Annotated in this window: 16 protein-coding genes, 2 tRNA genes, 2 rRNA genes and 1 pseudogene; 13 read left to right on the top strand and 8 right to left on the bottom strand. The window is 53.2% G+C overall.

The features are described 5' to 3' along the window. Positions 1 to 11: 11 nt before the first annotated feature. Both TKWG_RS23070 and TKWG_RS23685 read right to left on the bottom strand, forming a co-directional pair. Positions 12 to 410 (bottom strand): helix-turn-helix domain-containing protein, encoded by a 399-nt coding sequence (locus TKWG_RS23070; protein WP_171815171.1) that lies wholly within the window; start codon positions 408 to 410, stop codon positions 12 to 14. After that, the gene (locus tag TKWG_RS23685) at positions 326 to 1018 is read right to left on the bottom strand and encodes a hypothetical protein (RefSeq protein WP_171815170.1); all 693 of its coding nucleotides are present in this window, start codon (positions 1016 to 1018) and stop codon (positions 326 to 328) included. The genes TKWG_RS23070 and TKWG_RS23685 overlap by 85 nt, the downstream gene beginning before the upstream one ends. A gap of 277 nt (positions 1019 to 1295) precedes the next feature. On the opposite strand from TKWG_RS23685, the gene TKWG_RS15325 reads away from it, so the two are divergent. Genes TKWG_RS15325 through TKWG_RS24060 form a run of 9 tightly spaced genes read left to right on the top strand, consistent with a single transcriptional unit; the run spans position 1296 to position 6697 of the window. Beyond that, positions 1296 to 2153 carry a methylamine utilization protein MauF gene (locus TKWG_RS15325; protein WP_014751704.1) on the top strand — a complete coding sequence of 286 codons (858 nt, stop codon included), beginning with the start codon at positions 1296 to 1298 and terminating at the stop codon, positions 2151 to 2153. Positions 2154 to 2204: 51 nt separating this feature from the next. Beyond that, positions 2205 to 3434, top strand: coding sequence for a methylamine dehydrogenase (amicyanin) large subunit (gene mauB / locus TKWG_RS15320; RefSeq protein ID WP_014751703.1), 1230 nt, complete (start codon positions 2205 to 2207; stop codon positions 3432 to 3434). Between the two features lie 7 nt (positions 3435 to 3441). After that, positions 3442 to 3987 carry a MauE/DoxX family redox-associated membrane protein gene (locus tag TKWG_RS15315; RefSeq protein WP_014751702.1) on the top strand — a complete coding sequence of 182 codons (546 nt, stop codon included), beginning with the start codon at positions 3442 to 3444 and terminating at the stop codon, positions 3985 to 3987. A gap of 17 nt (positions 3988 to 4004) precedes the next feature. Then, positions 4005 to 4136, top strand: coding sequence for a thioredoxin domain-containing protein (locus tag TKWG_RS26100; RefSeq protein ID WP_264300248.1), 132 nt, complete (start codon positions 4005 to 4007; stop codon positions 4134 to 4136). Continuing rightward, entirely contained in the window at positions 4133 to 4630 is a 498-nt protein-coding gene (gene mauD, locus TKWG_RS15310) for a methylamine dehydrogenase accessory protein MauD (RefSeq protein ID WP_202947716.1), read from the top strand. The genes TKWG_RS26100 and mauD overlap by 4 nt, the downstream gene beginning before the upstream one ends. 48 nt (positions 4631 to 4678) lie before the next feature. After that, positions 4679 to 5239 carry a methylamine dehydrogenase (amicyanin) small subunit gene (mauA, locus tag TKWG_RS15305; RefSeq protein WP_014751701.1) on the top strand — a complete coding sequence of 187 codons (561 nt, stop codon included), beginning with the start codon at positions 4679 to 4681 and terminating at the stop codon, positions 5237 to 5239. Between the two features lie 25 nt (positions 5240 to 5264). Next, on the top strand, positions 5265 to 6332 hold the full coding sequence (locus TKWG_RS15300) for a cytochrome c peroxidase (protein ID WP_014751700.1): 1068 nt from the start codon (positions 5265 to 5267) through the stop codon (positions 6330 to 6332). Positions 6333 to 6335: 3 nt separating this feature from the next. After that, positions 6336 to 6518: a twin-arginine translocation signal domain-containing protein gene (locus TKWG_RS24065; RefSeq protein WP_014751699.1), complete on the top strand. Its 183-nt coding sequence runs from the start codon at positions 6336 to 6338 to the stop codon at positions 6516 to 6518. After that, positions 6494 to 6697: a cupredoxin domain-containing protein gene (locus TKWG_RS24060; RefSeq protein ID WP_202947715.1), complete on the top strand. Its 204-nt coding sequence runs from the start codon at positions 6494 to 6496 to the stop codon at positions 6695 to 6697. Before TKWG_RS24065 ends, TKWG_RS24060 begins: the two co-directional genes overlap by 25 nt. Before the next feature lie 206 nt (positions 6698 to 6903). On the opposite strand, the gene TKWG_RS26095 is transcribed toward TKWG_RS24060, so the two are convergent. The 6 genes and pseudogenes from TKWG_RS26095 to TKWG_RS15270 all read right to left on the bottom strand — a co-directional run bounded on the left by TKWG_RS26095 (position 6904) and on the right by TKWG_RS15270 (position 12418). Then, positions 6904 to 7191 carry a putative glycolipid-binding domain-containing protein gene (locus TKWG_RS26095; RefSeq protein WP_264300247.1) on the bottom strand — a complete coding sequence of 96 codons (288 nt, stop codon included), beginning with the start codon at positions 7189 to 7191 and terminating at the stop codon, positions 6904 to 6906. Positions 7192 to 7204: 13 nt separating this feature from the next. Continuing rightward, positions 7205 to 7468 carry a putative glycolipid-binding domain-containing protein gene (locus TKWG_RS26090; protein ID WP_264300246.1) on the bottom strand — a complete coding sequence of 88 codons (264 nt, stop codon included), beginning with the start codon at positions 7466 to 7468 and terminating at the stop codon, positions 7205 to 7207. An 87-nt stretch (positions 7469 to 7555) separates the two neighbouring features. Beyond that, positions 7556 to 8910: pseudogene (locus TKWG_RS15285) on the bottom strand (amidase). Positions 8911 to 8954: 44 nt separating this feature from the next. After that, on the bottom strand, positions 8955 to 9650 hold the full coding sequence (locus TKWG_RS15280; RefSeq protein WP_014751697.1) for a DUF2848 domain-containing protein: 696 nt from the start codon (positions 9648 to 9650) through the stop codon (positions 8955 to 8957). An 81-nt stretch (positions 9651 to 9731) separates the two neighbouring features. Beyond that, positions 9732 to 11042, bottom strand: a complete 1311-nt coding sequence (locus TKWG_RS15275) for an MFS transporter (protein WP_014751696.1) — start codon at positions 11040 to 11042, stop codon at positions 9732 to 9734. 449 nt (positions 11043 to 11491) lie between these two features. Then, positions 11492 to 12418, bottom strand: coding sequence for a LysR family transcriptional regulator (locus tag TKWG_RS15270; RefSeq protein ID WP_014751695.1), 927 nt, complete (start codon positions 12416 to 12418; stop codon positions 11492 to 11494). A 1872-nt stretch (positions 12419 to 14290) separates the two neighbouring features. On the opposite strand from TKWG_RS15270, the gene TKWG_RS15265 reads away from it, so the two are divergent. The 4 genes from TKWG_RS15265 to TKWG_RS15250 all read left to right on the top strand — a co-directional run bounded on the left by TKWG_RS15265 (position 14291) and on the right by TKWG_RS15250 (position 19629). Beyond that, positions 14291 to 15831 (top strand): 16S ribosomal RNA (locus TKWG_RS15265). Between the two features lie 240 nt (positions 15832 to 16071). Further along, positions 16072 to 16148 (top strand) — tRNA-Ile (locus tag TKWG_RS15260). 12 nt (positions 16149 to 16160) lie between these two features. Beyond that, positions 16161 to 16236: transfer RNA gene (locus tag TKWG_RS15255), tRNA-Ala, on the top strand. 521 nt (positions 16237 to 16757) lie between these two features. Continuing rightward, positions 16758 to 19629, top strand: a 23S ribosomal RNA gene (locus tag TKWG_RS15250). The 16S and 23S rRNA genes sit together here with 2 tRNA genes alongside, the layout of an rRNA operon. Positions 19630 to 19831 lie beyond the last annotated feature (202 nt).

The raw sequence follows: 19831 nt of genomic DNA, 5'->3' as shown, positions 1-19831 counted from the left end.
AAAGGCCGGTGTCACGCGTGACGGCTGCGTGTCTCGGACGGCAACTCGCCGAACAAGGCCTTGTAATAGCGTGAAAACAAACTCATATGCCAGAATCCCCAATGAATGGCGATATCTGCAATGGAGCTGCCCGATAGCTTGCCGGTCTGCAGATCGGCGCGCACGCGATTAAGCCTGATATTGCGAATGTACGACACCGGGGTAATGCCCAGTACCCGCAAAAAGGCATGGTTCAGCGTTCGGCGGCTTACATTGAGTTCCCGGCACAGTTCGCCAATGCTTGGCGGGCACAGCGGCGAGGCCAGCGTGCGTTCGCGAACCCGGTTTACCAGATAGCGATGGATCCGGATATCGGAGGTGCGCTGTGAAAGGGGCTTGATGGAAGCCAGTGCGTGTACGCACTCAGACATGATATCATCTTCAAAATGACTCCAGGCGGCATGGTTCGGTGTAATCCGCGCCATGGGGGCAGATGCAAAAAGAAATCATTGAACATTCTGCGCATGGAGTCTGCCTGCGCCTGCTCCAGCCGTTCGACTGGCCGTATTTTTCCAAAAACGCATTGCAGATCAATACCCAGTACTTGCTGGGCATATTCGTCCAGCCTTTCGGCATCAATGACGGCCACTGAGATTTCTGATTGATGCGAGGTTCGGAAAACCAGTTCGGCATCCTTATCCAGCGTGATGAGCGAGTTTTCTTTCAGCGCAACCGAACCCCAATGGGAATCGCCGGTTACTTTGCCGGCCAGACCTATGACATATGTGTTTGCCGGCGCACAGGCCAGTTCATCTACCGAACAGGTCATGGACTCCCGAAACAGCTGGATGCCGCGCGTGGCAATGCTGTCAACCTCGCCATGAAAACTGCCTGCAGACAATTGGGTATAGTCCTGTGACCAAAAAGGCAGGGCCTGCGCCTGCTGCAGGACATCGCTATTGCGCAGCCGTACCGCTGACATGGATTGGGCGGGAAGCACCTGTCTGCGGACAGAGACTCCCTGATCCGATATAGCCATTGTTTTATCCTCCAGTCCCCTTATGGTCGTCCAGCGTCTTTAGCGCTGATTCTGACCGGTATTATGCAGCCTGAGAATAGGCCGTTTTCCACACAAGCCATAGTAAAAATCGGCAACCCTTTGCTTGCCTTGATCTTGCCAGCCTGTACGTTTTTTATCGACAAGGGTAAACCCGCATTCGGAAGATGCCGATAAGTGCTACTGAATGGTCTTGTGTACCGGTAACCTTCGTCGCAAGCAGTATGCAAATAACACAAATGTGATGGAGGGGCTACAGATGATAACCACAAACCATGATGCAACCGTGTCCACCAGCTTGCGCTCGGCCGAATCAACGGAGCGCGTGCTCGATTGCATTTCCTTTGCGCAATCACAGTCGTGGCAGGCTCGATTGTTGCTGATTGTCCTGGCGCTGAGCGCCGGGGCCGTAATCGGGACCACGCTTGATGCACCGGGTTCTCCGACGCAGTCATTAACGTTAATTTTGTGGCCACTGGCATTTTGTGGCGGGCTGCTGTCCACCTGGTCTCCTTGTGGCTATTCAAGCCTGAGCCTGCTACGTCCCCAGGCAGGCTATGGCCTGCGCAGCGTGCTGGCCTGGATCCCAACTATCCTGATGCATGCGCTGGGCTATCTTGCCGGTGCACTCATGCTGGGCGCAATGCTCGGCGGGGTGGGGGCGCTGCTATCTACCGGTAGCCTGCTCGTGCCCGGAACTGTCGTGCTGGCCATACTGGCGTTCTGCTACGGCGCGCATCAATTCGATTTCCTTCGCATGCCCTATCCGCAGCGCCGGGCGCAAGTGCCTCACGATGCGCGCTTTCGTTTTCGCTCATGGGTAATCGGGCTGTTATATGGCTTTGCGCTAGGCACAAATTATTCTACCTATGTGCAGACGCCGATTCTCTACATTGTCACGCTGGCCGCGGCGCTAAGCGGTGATATTTCGTTTGCTATTGCAACGGTGTGCGTATTCAATGCCGGTCGCTTTTTACCCATGCTCGTCAACCTGTTCCCGGTAAGTGACCGCAGCGTGCAGGGTTTTTTGGCCAAATATCAGGAAAGGGCGGTAACGGCAGACGGTTTTCTGTTGATCACGGCAGGGGCTGCGGCGCTCGTCGTGTGTTTGGTGTAAGGGGGCAGCGCACGTGCGACCTGCATATAACAGATACAGCTGGAGAGACAAATGAAGACTGATGGACTGGTGGTAAAGACAAGCAGCCCTGGCCTGCAGGTGCGTGCAGGATGGGTGCTGATGACGGCGTGCACGGCGCTGGTACTGGCGGGAGCAGCGGGTGCTGCCGAACCCAAAATTCCAACTCAGCTGGGCAAGGAGATTACCTCGACCCTGCAGGATGAACCCATCATCCTGTCCGCGCCGCCCAGCAATGCCAAACGAGTGTATGTCACAGACCCAGGGCATTTCAATGTAACGTCGCAAGTGTTTTCAATCGATGGCGAGAAAAGCAAGCTTCTGGGCATGACTGATGCTGGCAAGCTGCCGCATGTGATGGCCTCGCATGATGGCAAGTTTTTTGCCGTGGCCAATACACTGTTTGCGCGGATAGCACGAGGCCAGCGTAATGATTATATTGATCTGGTGGATGCCCAGACTCATGATCTGATTGCCGAGATTGATATTCCGGAAGGCCGGTTTCTGAGCGCGACGCTCGAGCGCATGGCCACGCTGTCCAATGACGACAAATTCCTGCTGTTCCAGCAGTTTTCCCCATCGCCTGCGGTCGGGATTGTAGATGTGGCCAACAGATCATTCGTCAAAATGGTTGACGTGCCCGACTGCTATCATTTGTTCCCGGCAGCACAAAACACCTTCTTTATGCACTGTCGCGACGGATCGCTGCTGAAGGTGGGGTATGACGGCAAAGGAGAAATCAAGCAGGAAAACACCAAGGTCTTTCATCCCGAGGACGATTATCTGTTTAACAATCCTGCCTATTCGGCAAAAGCCGGACGTCTGGTCTGGCCCAGTTATGAGGGCAATATCTATCAGGCGGATTTGACTGCGGACGGTGCCACGTTTGCCAAAGTGTTCAATGCGTTCACAGAAGAGGAGCGCAAGCAAAAGTGGCGCCCCGGCGGCTGGATGACCGTGACCTATCATCGCCCCAGCGACACGATTTATCTTCTGGCCGACCAGCGGGAAAAATGGACACATAAGCTGCCCAGCCGCTTTGTCTTTGCACTTGAAGCCAAAACCGGAAAACGAATCAGCAAAATCGAACTTGGCCACGAGGTGGATTCGATCGGAATAAGCCAGGACGACAAACCGGTGCTTTATGCCGTGTCGGCCATAGATCGCACCTTGTATATGTATGATCCGGCCACGGGCAAAGAGACCGGCAAGGTGGACGAGCTGGGTAAAGCCCCCCTCATGCTCACCATCCCGGAATTGTGAGGACACCATGAACTTGATATCCAATCCGCTACTTTTCATGCTGGCAAAATTCTTCCTGGTTTTTGTGCTGATTGCAGCGGCATTACCCAAGCTGCGGGACAGGGATGAGTTTCATGGCGTCGTGGCGAACTATCGTGTTTTGCCCGACGTGCTGGCCTATCCATTTGCGCGCATGCTGCCTTACCTGGAATTGTCGTTTGCAGCGCTGTTATTGATCAACGCTGTGACCGCGTATGCCGGGGTGCTTGTTGCCTTGCTGCTGCTGTCGTTCGCTATTGCGATTGGCATTAACCTGGCGCGCGGCAGAACCCATATCGATTGCGGGTGCCTGCGCGGCGCCGAGCGCGGCAATGGTATTGGCCTGGTTCAATTTGCCAGACCCCTTGTGCTTGCGGGGTTCGCGTTGTACGTGGCGCAGGCGGCCAACGCCGGCGTTACCGCAACGCTGGGCGAAACCGTGCTGGCGCTGGCCGCAGCCGCAATGACAGCGATTCTTTATACCGGTGCAGATATGCTTTCATCTCTGTCACCTGCCAGTTCTAATAATTCTTAAAGGGAAATGGAGACATCATGAATACAACTTTGCTTATCGCTTCCAACGTAATGCTCTGGCTCGGATTCATCGGCCTGGCGGTGCTGGTTATGGGCCTGATTCGTCAAATAGGTTTGTTGCACGAGCGCTCAGCGCCGCTAGGGGCATGATGCTGGATCACGGTCCGGATATTGGCGAGCAATCTCCGGTATTTCAGGTGGATGACTTCTATGGTGTTCCGCTCGCTGTCGGACAGGCGCTCACGCCAGGACGCCCCAGTCTGCTGATGTTCACCGGCCCAACCTGCCCGATTTGCGCAAAGCTGTTTCCCATTATCCGCTCAGTGGCGCAGCGCGAGGGGGCCGATGTTGTCCTGATCAGCGACGGTAATGCGGCAGACCACCGCAAGTTTCTGGCCGAGCACGATATGGGCGAAGTGAGGTACGTGGTGTCGGCCGAGATCGGCATGAAGTTCCAGGTTGCAAAAATTCCTTATGGCGTTCTTCTGGACGAACAGGGAATGATTCTGGCCAAAGGTCTTTGCAACACACGCGAACATGTCGAGAGCCTGTTTGAAACCGTGCGGCTGGGGCACCATTCCCTGCAGAAATATATGCGCGAAAAAATGGTTCAGCCGGCCGATATTGCGCCCCAGCTGCATTGAATCCCAACGTTAACCAGACAAGCGCTTGTATAGAGCGAGGAGATCGTCATGAAAAAAACCAACAATTTCGATAGTGGAATGGAAAGGCTCAGCCGCGTTGCTGCCAGCAAAATTGGTCGACGCAGCTTTCTGGGCCGATTGGGCGCGCAGCTGGCAGGCGCGGCGTTGCTGCCGCTGTTGCCGGTTGATCGTCGGGGGCGGCTGAACAATGCGCATGCTGAAACCACGGGCTCGCTGGGCCGTGAAGGCTGGAAGCCGCAAGACACCAATTCCCAGGCATGTGACTATTGGCGCCACTGCTCAATTGACGGCAACATCTGCGATTGTTGCGGCGGCTCTCTGACCAATTGCCCCCCGGGTTCAAAACTGTCTCCCAGTTCCTGGGTGGCCAGTTGTCATAATCCCGGCGATGGCCAGAGTTATCTGATCGCTTACCGGGATTGCTGCGGTAAACAGACTTGCGGACGGTGCAACTGTGTCAATACTCAGGGAGAATTGCCGATCTATCGCCCTGAGTTTAACAACGACGTGGTTTGGTGCTTTGGCGCCGAAGATGACTCCATGACCTATCACTGCACCATTTCGCCGATTGTCGGCAAGGCCAGTTAATTGGTGCCGCGACAGGTACACGATTGTGATCAAAGGCGAGAAACAAAGCGGGCGTACGTGGTCAGGCCTGATGCTGCTGGCAGCATTGCTTGCCGGTGTGCAGGGGTCTGAACTGCGTAGCGCTCACAGTGCCCCGCAAGCGGATGCCGAATTGATGCGGTCGCTCAAACAGAAGTATCAGCGACCGCAATCGGTGCCCTATCCGGCAGACAATCCCCATTCGCAGGCAAAAGAGGAACTGGGGCGCAAGCTGTTTTTTGACTCGCGACTCTCGCGCGCAAGCCGCTCTTGTGCCACCTGTCACGATCCCGGCAAACGCTGGAGCGATGGTCTGGTTCAACCGGTGGGTTCCGGGCAACAGGAATTTGCCCGTAGAACACCGACGCTGCTCAACAGCGCCTGGCTGTCCGCTCTCATGTGGGACGGACGCGCCAATACGTTGGAACAGCAAGCGGTCATGCCTATTACGGCCGAGCATGAAATGAATATGCCGGTGGCGCTGTTGCTGGAGCGTATCAATGCGCTGGACGATTACGCACAACCGGTGCAGCGCGCCTACGGGCGTGTACAGCAAATTACTGTCGAGCATATCCAGCAGGCGCTGGCTACTTTCGAGCGCTCGCTGGTATCGCCGCGCACCGATCTGGATCGCTGGATCGCCGGTGATACGCAGGCGCTGACCACACAGGAGCAGCGCGGTTTTGCTATCTACAATGGCAAGGCCCGCTGCAGCGCATGCCACAGTACCTGGCGTTTGACTGATGATGGTTTTCATGACATCGGGCTGGCCAGCGCTGATCGTGGCCGGGGAAAGTTTACGCCACCCCAGGTGGTTGGCATGCAGCATGCCTTCAAGACGCCGACGTTGCGTGAACTGAACGATAAGGGGCCCTATATGCACGACGGCTCAATCGACTCGCTGGAAGCAGTAATCAAGCATTATGAGGAGGGCGGCATTGACAGGCCCAGTCGTTCTCCGGAAATGCAACCCTTTACGTTGACGGAACAGGAACGCGCAGACCTTTTGGCATTCCTGCGGGCACTTGGCAGAAATCCCGTGACCCAGGCCGCAACCGGCCAATTGGAGAACTGACCCATGCAGGATATGACTCGGCGTACATTCATACAGCATATGGCGCTTGGTGCTTGCGCTGTGCCGCTGGTGACTTTTTACTCACCTGTCATGGCCGCAACGGCTGATCATGTGCTGACATTGAATCATCACGAACTGAGCAAACCCGATTTCACGGCAAGGTGGGCGATCGCGTACGTATCGTGAATGCGGCCGATATTGCGCATAGTATTTACGTGACCTACGAAGACGGCAAAATCGTTTCCCTGGATACGCAGTTGCCGGGTACAGAAAAGTCATTTGTGCTGGAAGCTGGCGGTACTGTTGTGCTGCGTTGCTGGATTCACCCTGTTATCAGGCAGGAGTTGCAGGTTACGCTGTCTTAATGAGGTCTGCTGTGACAGGCATTGCCATGATTGTGTACACCCCACTGCATCATCATGGAAAATGCAAAACTACTGGATATAGCGGCGTCTATCAGCACAGTTGGAGGTTTTTAAGGTGCAATGCAATGGACTGCCGGTCCGGCCGTTTCTCCCACCACTGCCCTTCGCACCACGACGCGTTTATTGTCGCGCCCGACCTGCGTGCGTTATACCAGCCGCCGAAACAACCCCGGATAATCCATCACAAGTCCATCCTCGTCCACCGCCAGTTCGGCAGAAAAATCCCGGTCGGCACTCTCGTATAGATAACGTCGATCGGCAATACGGGTGTAACGTTGCCCATCGGGGCACATTTGCAGGGATGGCAAGGGCACATAGGCCATGGTAAGTTCGGTAGTGCACCCCTCGCTCAGGGAGAGCCGCCGTATCGGCAGGGTATTGGTAAACGGGGTAGCTGCAATATCTACATCGATGCAACCGCCCAGATTGGGCATTGCGTCGCCTTTGTCATCGGTCCAGTGTCCCGTCTCCGTCGGAAAAAACATGCAAATAAACACCGCTGGCCATGCGCACCCACACTTCGCGGGTACGCCATTGCGTGTCTGTCGTGACCCGGTAATGCAGGCCGTAGGGCGAGCCACCTCTTGCGCCGATCACGACGCCTTCGCCCTGGATCGTGTCGGCATTCATATGCAGGCAGAAATGTTCCAGGCCGGTGTTGTCGCAGCTTTTCCAACGAACAGTACGGGCGGGAAGGGCAGTGTGGTCCATGGTCGCAGCTCCTGTGCCGGATGACCTTGCTTGCTTTTATGGGTCGCAATACATAAAGTTTGCGATTGTATTGCCGACCTGTCAACCCTAGCGTTGCAGCAAGGTTTCCACCGCTTTGGCGATCGCCAGGACAGTGCGATCCTGACCGCCAGCTGCGGCTATGCTCACGCCGACGGGTGCAGTTCCCGGGGCATGGCAGGGTAACGATACCGCGCAACCGTCCAGGAAGTTAATGAAGGTGGGATTGCGCAACAGCAGCAAATTGGTTTTGTGATATACCTCTTCATCGCGCAGCTCGGCAATCGTGGGCGCGATGACCGGCACGGTAGGCATGATCATGGCGTCATAGTCCGCCAATTGCATTTGTAATTGCTGTATCCACTGCGCGCGGCGCTGCAGCAGGTCGATATAATCGGCGGCGCTAATTTGCTTGCCGCGCAACATGCGCGAGACCACGCGTGGATCATAAGCGTCGGCCTTGTCCGCGATCAGCTGGCGATGCCACGCCCAGGCCTCGGCAGCAATGAAACCGCCCTGGGCGTTGATGCCGGGCAACTGGTCAAATGGCGGCACGGCCTGTTCCACAATAATGGCCCCTGCCGCCGACAGTTGCGACAGCACCTGTGCATAACTTGTCGCGACATGATCGTCAGCGCCATCTAGCACGGCGTTGCCGGGAAACAGCAGGCGCAGGCCCTTGATGGGTTTGGACGCAATCGGTGTGTAGTTTTCGCCGGTCATCAGGCGTCCAATATGGCGCAGCACTCTACGCTGGCGGCCAGCGGGCCGATGGAATCCAGGGTCGTGGACAGCGGCAGGACGCCTTCTTGCGGCACCCGGCGTGCAGTTGGTTTGAAGCCGGTCAGCCCGCAAAGGGCAGAGGGGATGCGCACAGAGCCGCCGGTATCCGAACCAATGGCCGCTACCGCCATCCCGTCTGTGACTGATACTGCGGCGCCCGAAGAGGAGCCGCCCGGGATACGGCCTTCGCCGACGCTGCGTTCCCACGGGTTGCGCGGTGTACCGTAATGTGGGTTCACGCCCAGGCCAGAGTAGGCAAACTCGGTCATATTGGTAGTGCCGATAATGATGGCACCCGCGTTGATCAACCGCTGTACGACCTTGGCATTATCCGAGGCGGCAGGCGCATCGTTCAAGACGACCGAGCCGGCCCGTGTGGGCTTGCCTTTGATATCAAACAGATCCTTGACTGATATGGGCAAACCGTCGAGCGCAGAGCGGCGTATGCCCGCCTGACGCAGGGTGTCGGCAGCCGCAGCGGCGGCCAGCGCCTGCTCCTGGAAGACCTGTGTATATACTTTGGGGCCTTCGCCGCTGGTTGCGCGCGCCAGAGCCTGTTGTGTCAGTTGGACCGAAGAGATTGAGCCTTCATCGAGCGCGTGCGACAGCGAGGCTAGACTGGGAAATGCAGAAGAGTTCATTGGACAACCATTAATGACAAATGAAATTAGTGGACAGTAACTTGCTAGTGAGGATGATCAGCCACCACAGGCAGCGTTTCGACACGGTATGTGTGTTGCAGGCTGCGGTTCTTGACCGGATCGTGCAGTTCCATCACAAATGTGTTGGATGGACGGATGCCGCCAATAGCGCCGACCGTGCCGCAAATCATACCGTGTCCTTCGGGCAGCACGCTCTGGTTGCCGGTATAGCCTTTGATCAGTTCCTGTGGCAAACGCAGGCTATCCAGGGTGCCTTCCTGATACAGTATTTTTTTGCCCGCTTCGTCGATCCAGGAGCGGATGACCAATTGATCCCAATGTTCCACTACCTCGTCAAAGCGCCAGGCCGAGGTTGCTACCGGTTTGACGCAAGCCTGTTTGGATTCGGCCACGCCATAGGCCTCCAGTTTACGATCAGTATGGTCTGAAGCCAGACTGACATACATGGTGCCATCCACGGTGAACACGAAGACTTCAACCTCGCCGGATGAGTCAGTGCCCAGGGCCTGAATGTTGCTGGCCTGAGTCAATTGATTGTTGGCTACCCTGTAGTACAGCGGAACCGCGCTGGGGCGGGGCACGCCAAGGGCGGCCAGCTCTTCTATATGGTGTTCGATGGCTTTGATGTCGCGTCCGGCCCAGCCGGCAACGATCAGGGTGTCAATATCAGCAATAACGGTTGCTGCAGGGTCTTGGACAAGTGAGAATTCAAGTTTCATGGTAATACTCTTGATAAACAGATGGGAGAGCACGCATGCGCGATGTGTCACGCATGCTTGTGAAATGATGGGGGTGCTGGATCAGCGCTTTTTGACAAAAAGGATGACCAGGATCGAGGCCAGTATTTCCAGTGCGGCTACAAAATAAAGCCCGGAAGACAATGAACCGGTGCTGGTTTTCAATGAGCCAATCATGTATGGCGCAACAAATCCGGCAAGATTGCCTATAGAGTTGATCAGTGCAATACCGCCGGCGGCGGCGGTGCCGGCCAGAAAGGCTGCGGGAATGGACCAGAACACCGGAAAGGCGGCCAGGATGCCGACAGAGGCAATGGTAAGGGCGATGAGCGCGAACAGGGCATTGTGCAATAGCATGCCGGTGGCAACCAGACCCAGGCATGCGATCAATGTTGCCACGGCGCAATGCATGCGACGTTCGCCGGTTTTGTCCGAGTGAGCGCCATTCCATACCATTGCGATTGTTCCGGCAATGAAGGGCAGGGCCGAGAGCACACCAATCATCAGGTCATTGTTGATGCCGATGGCTTTGATGATGGACGGGCTCCAGAATGCAATGGTAGCGTTGCCGCTAACAATGCAAAAGTAAACAGCGGCACAGAGCCATATTGCAGAATTGCGATAGGCGTCTTTGAATGACAAATGCTTGTTGCCTGTCTGGCTGTTTTCCAGTTCCAGGGCCCGCGTCACCGCCTGTTGCTCTTGTGGTGTGAGCCATTTGGCGTTTACTGGTTTCTCTGGCAGGTATTTCAACACGAACATGCCGGCAATAACAGAAGGAATACCTTCGAGAATAAACAGCCATTGCCAGTTGGCCAGGTGCCCTACACCTTGCATGCCGTTCAGAATCAGGCCGGCCAACGGTCCGCCGACCACACCAGCGAGCGCGAACGAGGTCATGAACAGCCCGTTGACACGTGCCCGGTATTCCGCCGGGAACCAATAGGTGAGATAAAGCACCACGCCCGGGAAGAACCCGGCCTCAAATACGCCCAGTAAAAAGCGCATGATATAGAACTGCGTGGGGGTGGTGACATACGCCATACCGATGGACGCGGCACCCCACAATATAGTGATGCGGGCCAGCGTTTTGCGGGCACCGATTTTTTCCAGCAGCAGATTGCTGGGAACTTCGAATAGAAAATAGCCGATAAAAAAGATCCCGGCGCCAAGCCCGTATACGGCTTCGCTAAATTGCAGGTCCTGCAGCATGTGCAGTTTGGCAAAACCAACGTTAACGCGGTCCAGCCAGGCCAGAATAAATAGGAAGACCAGGAAAGGGATCAGTCGCCAGGCAATTTTTGCATAGGTTGCCTTCAGTTCGTTCGCGTTGGTGCCCAGGCTAGGGCTGGTCGCAGTGCTTGAGTTATTCATCGTGTTTTTCCAACTACTGTTGCGTGTTGAATAGGGCCGGCCGGCGCCAGGAGCCGGTCAGCGGTGGGTGGAATGTGGCCGGAGATGATGCCCTCTACAGGGGCGTGGCCGGAAATAAGACTGCCTGTTGCGGCCAACATGGCGCAACGTTGTGCTGCATTAGGTCTTATATGTGGGCAGTGTAGGTAGCGCGTTTTTGACTGTCCAACAAGAAAATATACGCAGTCGTGATTGCAAAATCTTATTGTTGCCTGGAATCAGTTTGCATATTTCGTAAAAAAAGCATAAATATCAAATGGTTATAATAATTTTCAAGATGATTTTTAACGCCAGAAACAAGAGAATTGCGTTCAGGGGCAAAAACCGATCCTAGGGTAAATACTTAGATTTGGAATGCAGGCAGGACGAATCAAAGTCATGTCTGTTCTGCGACCATGTGCTGGTGGTCTTCAGGTTTGCAGTGGGGCACAGGCGATGCTCTGGCCTCGATTGGTGGCAAATGCGATGGCCACATCCTGAGCAATCAGGCCGATGGTCTCGGCTAGCGGATTGTCCTGATTGTGGCGGAATGCGGCCTGCAGCTCGAGCGGTGGCAAGACCGTATCCGCCCGCAGCAGTTGTAGTGTCTGCGCATTCAACTCCTGCTGGATAATGGCCGGGGGCAGCGCAGCCACGCCAAAACCGTCTCGGACCAGCCTGATCATGGTCGCCACGGAAGAAATACCGTTAAGGTGCAGGGACACGTCTCCCGCCGTAGCAAACATTCTTTCGATGGCGGCGTAGGGCTCGGAGTCACGCGCAAAGCTGACGATGGGGAAGGCGGCCAGATCGGCCAGGCTGAGTACATCGTTGCCCACTTCCAGTGTTGGGCTGGCGACCCAGCGCATGGGTAGTTGGCCCAGGGCAATGGCATCGACCTGGGAAACATGGATGGCGTTGCCTTGCAGTACCAGGTCCAGGCTCCCCTTATTGAGTTGTTCGGTCAAATGGGCGGTGGTGTCGCTGGTAATTTCAATTCTCAGGCGAGGATAGCGTTCGTGCAGACGGGCCAGAAACTCTGGAAACCAGCTGTGCACAATAGATTCAATCACGCCAATGCGAATGACGCCGGCATAAGTATGCTTATCCAGCATGTCTTCTTTCATGTCGCGCAGCAGCTTGACCATGCGTTCGGCATGAACCAGGGCTTTGCTTCCGTCGGGTGTCAGCGAGACCTCGCGGGCGTTGCGCTCGAACAGGCGTACGCCGAACTCCTGCTCCAGCGAAGCAATACGACTGGAGATGGCTGCCTGCGTCGTGTGCAAGCGTTCCGCGGTCATACGTAAATTGCGCATTTCGGCCAGCAAGACGAAAGTTTCCAGAAATCGAATATTCATGGGGCCAATTATAGCCCGCGGGGGACCAATGCACGTGACAGGGAACGGATACCTGCAGGCGTTTTATGGCAAGCAGGCCTGGGGCAGGGGAGTAAGACCCGGATCCAGGGCCCGGGGTTCTATGCTCAGGTGCTGGGTACATTCCTGTGTCATGCCTGGGCATGATGTGCGACATTTCTAATACATCTGGCTGGCTTCTCTATATAGAGATAGGGAAATATGGATCGGAATGTGCCTATACCTATATATAGGAGCATGCCTATATAAGGATACAGAGGAGCGTCTGTGGGCGCATGCGTTTGGGTCGCGGCAGAAAGCGGCGTTATAGCTAAAGTGGAGCACCTTGTAATATATACCCTTGTTTCAACGCTCCCCATGCGGGACGACTGATCAGGGATGAGTAAATCACAGGCATTGTCTGTAGCATCTATATATAGGGACCGCTATCTCTCTATATTAAAGGCCGATATAAGGGCGCTTATATAAAGAGGCTGGCTATACAAGAACCCAGCAACCAAAAACCCAGCGACGACAAGTCCGGCTTGCCAAATCGTGGAGGCCAGTGATAGCTATTGCCTACCTGGGAACGTTACCCTTTGTGTGGATGCCTATAATAAGGCAGATATATCCGGTGATATGGTTAGTGTATGGCCTGCTAATGCGCTCAATCAAAGCTGAACAGGGCATTTTCTGGCCGTGTGGGCATAAAGCGCCTGGACTCAGTAGTGGTGGCAGCCGGAAAATCGTGGTTTTTGGGCTAAATCACACATTCACAGCCAGCATAATTGCCAGCTAGCCGTGCAAGCGAGGAGAAATTTCCCTCATTTGTAGAAAAAAGCGTACAAAAACGTCAGCGCTCCATGTACTGATCTGAGCCTGTTGTTGCCTTTTTGCTGCAAAAACCACACATGATGCGAGCGGGCTTAAAAATTATTAAAAATGTCGTAAAAAGGTGAAACTGAATCAAATCATGCGCTTAGGGTAATTACGGATCTTAAAACGGCTGACTGGGTGAAGTATTTTGAGAATTAGGCTTGCCAAGGGTCAAATGGCTTGCTATAGTTTCGATCTTTCCTGCTTAACAAACAACGCAGGACACCTCAAGAAGGGTACCGCATGAGCGGCAAATTCTTTAGGTAAATCAAAGCGTTGTGAATGTACTTCGGTATGTTTGGGTGGGGAAATCGCAGAAGGTGTGGCGAGCAGTTATGAGTGGTTTTTTGTTTTTGGCGGTTGCTCAGGCGATGGTCGATAAGGAAACGAAAAGCCGATCATGAAGAAGTAGAAAGTAAAAATAGTTCTTGCTTTTTGTTTCTAAGTGGTTCATAATAGCGGGCTACGCTACTGAGAAGTGAAGTGGTTTTGTAGTGAGTTTGAAGGGATTTTTTGAAGTGAGTGAGAAAAGAAATTTTCGAGCTGTTGCAAAAAAGCCTTGACAACAAAAACCAGATGCTTCATAATCTCGTTTCTCTGCTGATGACACACAACAGTGTGACGGCAGCAAGAGAAAAGAAGTGAAGCGGTGAGTTAGTAATAACTTGCTGAGCGGTACAGAATTTAGCAGTATGTGATTCTTACTATAATTAGTATGAACGCCGAATGTGACAGCGCAATGTCACCGCTTACTCCAGTGGGAGCTAAGAAGAAATGTTCTTTAACAACTAACAGCCGATAAGTGTGGGCGCTTGGAATGAGTGCGCAACATGGTCTAACCGGGGGTACCTGGCTAGATTGTGATGCTAACAATATATATTTTAGGCGCTCACTTGAAATACAGAAGTAAGGTTTATATCACTATAAACGTTATTTCTTTTGAGTGAAGCAGCGACCATTTACCTATTTAAACAGTTAAATGGCAATTAAACAGAGATTAAACTGAAGAGTTTGATCCTGGCTCAGATTGAACGCTAGCGGGATGCCTTACACATGCAAGTCGAACGGCAGCGGGAAAGTAGCTTGCTACTTTTGCCGGCGAGTGGCGAACGGGTGAGTAATGTATCGGAACGTGCCCAGTAGCGGGGGATAACTACGCGAAAGCGTGGCTAATACCGCATACGCCCTACGGGGGAAAGGGGGGGATCTTAGGACCTCTCACTATTGGAGCGGCCGATATCGGATTAGCTAGTTGGTGGGGTAAAGGCCTACCAAGGCGACGATCCGTAGCTGGTTTGAGAGGACGACCAGCACACTGGGACTGAGACACGGCCCAGACTCCTACGGGAGGCAGCAGTGGGGAATTTTGGACAATGGGGGAAACCCTGATCCAGCCATCCCGCGTGTGCGATGAAGGCCTTCGGGTTGTAAAGCACTTTTGTCAGGGAAGAAAAGGTTTCGGATAATACCCGGAACTGATGACGGTACCTGAAGAATAAGCACCGGCTAACTACGTGCCAGCAGCCGCGGTAATACGTAGGGTGCAAGCGTTAATCGGAATTACTGGGCGTAAAGCGTGCGCAGGCGGTTCGGAAAGAAAGATGTGAAATCCCAGGGCTCAACCTTGGAACTGCATTTTTAACTACCGAACTAGAGTATGTCAGAGGGGGGTGGAATTCCACGTGTAGCAGTGAAATGCGTAGATATGTGGAGGAACACCGATGGCGAAGGCAGCCCCCTGGGATAATACTGACGCTCATGCACGAAAGCGTGGGGAGCAAACAGGATTAGATACCCTGGTAGTCCACGCCCTAAACGATGTCAACTAGCTGTTGGGCCCTTCGGGGCTTAGTAGCGCAGCTAACGCGTGAAGTTGACGCCTGGGGAGTACGGTCGCAAGATTAAAACTCAAAGGAATTGACGGGGACCCGCACAAGCGGTGGATGATGTGGATTAATTCGATGCAACGCGAAAAACCTTACCTACCCTTGACATGTCTGGAATCCTGAAGAGATTTAGGAGTGCTCGCAAGAGAACCGGAACACAGGTGCTGCATGGCTGTCGTCAGCTCGTGTCGTGAGATGTTGGGTTAAGTCCCGCAACGAGCGCAACCCTTGTCATTAGTTGCTACATTTAGTTGAGCACTCTAATGAGACTGCCGGTGACAAACCGGAGGAAGGTGGGGATGACGTCAAGTCCTCATGGCCCTTATGGGTAGGGCTTCACACGTCATACAATGGTCGGGACAGAGGGTTGCCAAACCGCAAGGTGGAGCTAATCTCATAAACCCGATCGTAGTCCGGATTGCAGGCTGCAACTCGCCTGCATGAAGTCGGAATCGCTAGTAATCGCGGATCAGCATGTCGCGGTGAATACGTTCCCGGGTCTTGTACACACCGCCCGTCACACCATGGGAGTGGGTTTTACCAGAAGTAGTTAGCCTAACCGCAAGGGGGGCGATTACCACGGTAGGATTCATGACTGGGGTGAAGTCGTAACAAGGTAGCCGTATCGGAAGGTGCGGCTGGATCACCTCCTTTAAGAGCGAAGCGCACGAAGCGAAAGCGTCCACGCTTATCGGTTGTTAATAAGAACGAGTACAGCGGTCTGTGTACGAAGTTGGGTTTGTATGAATTGTTATTGATTATCAATGATGGTTTAATGCGAGCGGCTTTGTATATGGATGAACAATCAGGTTTCGCTGGGGTTGGCTTTGCGAGTGGTTGATGAGCGCTGATGGCGCCGACAGATCACGAGCGGTTGCTGACTGATGTGAAGTTGGGTCAGTAGCTCAGTCGGTTAGAGCACCGTCTTGATAAGGCGGGGGTCGTTGGTTCGATTCCAACTTGACCCACCAAACAGGTTTGTTGGGGGATTAGCTCAGCTGGGAGAGCACCTGCTTTGCAAGCAGGGGGTCGTCGGTTCGATCCCGTCATCCTCCACCAATAATGATTGTGGCACATCGATTGTGAAAGCATGATTGCCCGGTGGCGCGCCAAGTACATAAAACACGTTCTTATTGACGAACACACAGAATTTAAGTGCTTTCTTTTTTAGAAAGAAGGTGCTAAAATACTGATCCTCTCGAATTTGGGTTTACCCGAATGAGGGTGGTGAAGTAAAGCATTATTGGCTGTATATGTTCTTTAACAATTTGGAAGAAGCACAACTAAAGTATTCAAAGGGTACTTATGCGATCCACCAGGGTCGGGTAAGTAAACGATGAAAAATTGGGTTGTGATTGCATTATTTTATGAAGTTCTATTAACTCAAGCTTCATGATCGAATGCGCTTTTGTCTTGTGATTCAGGATTTATTCTGGGTTGCTGGGTGTGAGTGGATTTGAGAGTGAGGAATGACATTGATGAACGGCACACAAACGCAAAAACTCAGCATGTTTATGCAGTGAATTCAAAAGGCACTGTATAGACGAAGCAGTAAATTCCTATAGCCTTTAGTGTTATAGGATCAAGTGACTAAGTGCACATGGTGGATGCCTTGGCGATCACAGGCGATGAAGGACGTTATAGCTTGCGAAAAGCTACGGGGAGCTAGCAAATAAGCATTGATCCGTAGATATCCGAATGGGGGAACCCACTGTCTTTGACAGTATCCTGTACTGAATACATAGGTACAGTGAAGCGAACCGAGTGAACTGAAACATCTAAGTAACTCGAGGAAAAGAAATCAACCGAGATTCCGAAAGTAGTGGCGAGCGAAATCGGAACAGCCTTGACGAGATAGCAGCATTGGTAGTTGAACGGGATGGAAAGCCCGGCCGTAGCAGGTGATAGCCCTGTAGACGAAATCTTTGCTGTGGTACTAGGCGTCGAATAAGTAGGGCGGGACACGTGAAATCCTGTCTGAATATGGGGGGACCATCCTCCAAGGCTAAATACTCGTGATCGACCGATAGTGAACCAGTACCGTGAGGGAAAGGCGAAAAGAACCCCGGAAGGGGAGTGAAATAGATCCTGAAACCGTGTGCATACAAACAGTAGGAGCCTCCTTGTGGGGTGACTGCGTACCTTTTGTATAATGGGTCAGCGACTTACATTCAGTGGCAAGCTTAACCGAATAGGGAAGGCGTAGCGAAAGCGAGTCCGAATAGGGCGAATTAGTCGCTGGGTGTAGACCCGAAACCAGATGATCTATCCATGGCCAGGTTGAAGGCACGGTAACACGTGCTGGAGGACCGAACCCACTAATGTTGAAAAATTAGGGGATGAGCTGTGGATAGGGGTGAAAGGCTAAACAAATCTGGAAATAGCTGGTTCTCTCCGAAAACTATTTAGGTAGTGCCTCGCGTATTACTGCCGGGGGTAGAGCACTGTTATAGCTAGGGGGTCATGGCGACTTACCAAACTATGGCAAACTCCGAATACCGGCAAGTACAGCGCGGGAGACAGAGCACTGGGTGCTAACGTCCAGACTCAAGAGGGAAACAACCCAGACCGCCAGCTAAGGTCCCTAAATATTGCTAAGTGGGAAACGAAGTGGGAAGGCATAGACAGTCAGGAGGTTGGCTTAGAAGCAGCCACCCTTTAAAGAAAGCGTAATAGCTCACTGATCGAGTCGTCCTGCGCGGAAGATGTAACGGGGCTAAGCAATATACCGAAGCTGCGGGTTCGTGATTTATCACGAGCGGTAGGAGAGCGTTCTGTAAGCCTGTGAAGGCAGCTGGAGACGGTTGCTGGAGGTATCAGAAGTGCGAATGCTGACATGAGTAGCGATAAAGGGAGTGAAAAGCTCCCTCGCCGTAAGTCCAAGGTTTCCTGCGCAACGTTCATCGGCGCAGGGTGAGTCGGCCCCTAAGGCGAGGCAGAGATGCGTAGCTGATGGGAAGTTGGTTAATATTCCAACACCATTGTTAAATGCGATGGGGGGACGGATTGCGGAATGTGAGCGGGTGATTGGTTGTACCCGTGACTGGTACTGAGAAGGTGGTTAGGTAAATCCGGCCGCGTAATTCAAGGTATTGGTGCGAAGCGAATTTATTCGTGAAGTCATAGGAAGTGGTCCCAGGAAAAGCCTCTAAGCTTCAGTTTAACAATGACCGTACCGCAAACCGACACAGGTGGACGGGATGAATATTCCAAGGCGCTTGAGAGAACTCAGGAGAAGGAACTCGGCAAATTAATACCGTAACTTCGGGAGAAGGTATGCCCTAGTAGCGTGTTAAAGCGCGAATGGGCCGCAGAGAATCGGTGGCTGCGACTGTTTATTAAAAACACAGCACTCTGCTAACACGAAAGTGGACGTATAGGGTGTGACGCCTGCCCGGTGCTGGAAGGTTAAGTGATGGGGTGCAAGCTCTTGATCGAAGCCCCAGTAAACGGCGGCCGTAACTATAACGGTCCTAAGGTAGCGAAATTCCTTGTCGGGTAAGTTCCGACCTGCACGAATGGCGTAACGATGGCCACACTGTCTCCTCCTGAGACTCAGCGAAGTTGAAGTGTTTGTGATGATGCAATCTCCCCGCGGCTAGACGGAAAGACCCCATGAACCTTTACTGTAGCTTTACATTGAATTGTGAACCGGCCTGTGTAGGATAGGTGGGAGGCGTTGAATTACGGTCGCCAGATCGTAGGGAGCCATCCTTGAAATACCACCCTGGTTTGTTTGCGGTTCTAACCTAGGCCCGTTATCCGGGTTGGGGACAGTGTATGGTGGGCAGTTTGACTGGGGCGGTCTCCTCCCAAAGTGTAACGGAGGAGTTCGAAGGTACGCTAGGTACGGTCGGAAATCGTGCTGATAGTGCAATGGCATAAGCGTGCTTGACTGTGAGACTGACAAGTCGAACAGGTGCGAAAGCAGGACATAGTGATCCGGTGGTTCTGAATGGAAGGGCCATCGCTCAACGGATAAAAGGTACTCTGGGGATAACAGGCTGATACCGCCCAAGAGTTCATATCGACGGCGGTGTTTGGCACCTCGATGTCGGCTCATCTCATCCTGGGGCTGTAGCCGGTCCCAAGGGTATGGCTGTTCGCCATTTAAAGAGGTACGTGAGCTGGGTTTAAAACGTCGTGAGACAGTTTGGTCCCTATCTGCCGTGGGCGTTGGATACTTGACGGAGCCTGCTCCTAGTACGAGAGGACCGGAGTGGACATACCTCTGGTGTATCGGTTGTCATGCCAATGGCATTGCCGAGTAGCTATGTATGGAAGAGATAACCGCTGAAGGCATCTAAGCGGGAAACTCGTCTGAAGATAAGGTATCCCGGGGGCTAGACCCCCCTGAAGGGTCGTTCGAGACCAGGACGTTGATAGGTCAGGTGTGTAAGCGTAGTAATGCGTTTAGCTAACTGATACTAATTGCCCGTGCGGCTTGATCCTATAACTCTGCAGGTTATAAGTAGACATGTTAAGTCATGGTTCTACGACTGCGCTGAGCATAGTGTTTGAGTGTCGTTCAAAAAACTGAAGTAAATTGCAGCAAAATCAATCACCAACGCAAGATTGACTCATCTGCCCCGCCGAATACATAATAGCTTGTGCTTCTTCCAAATTGCTAACGCATAGCAACCAGCTAGCGCTA

It is taken from the genome of Advenella kashmirensis WT001 (genome assembly GCF_000219915.2).
Lineage (GTDB): Bacteria > Pseudomonadota > Gammaproteobacteria > Burkholderiales > Burkholderiaceae_B > Advenella > Advenella kashmirensis.
The sequence above is the reverse complement of the archived record's forward strand: the minus strand, read 5'-3'. Positions and strand labels throughout refer to the sequence as shown.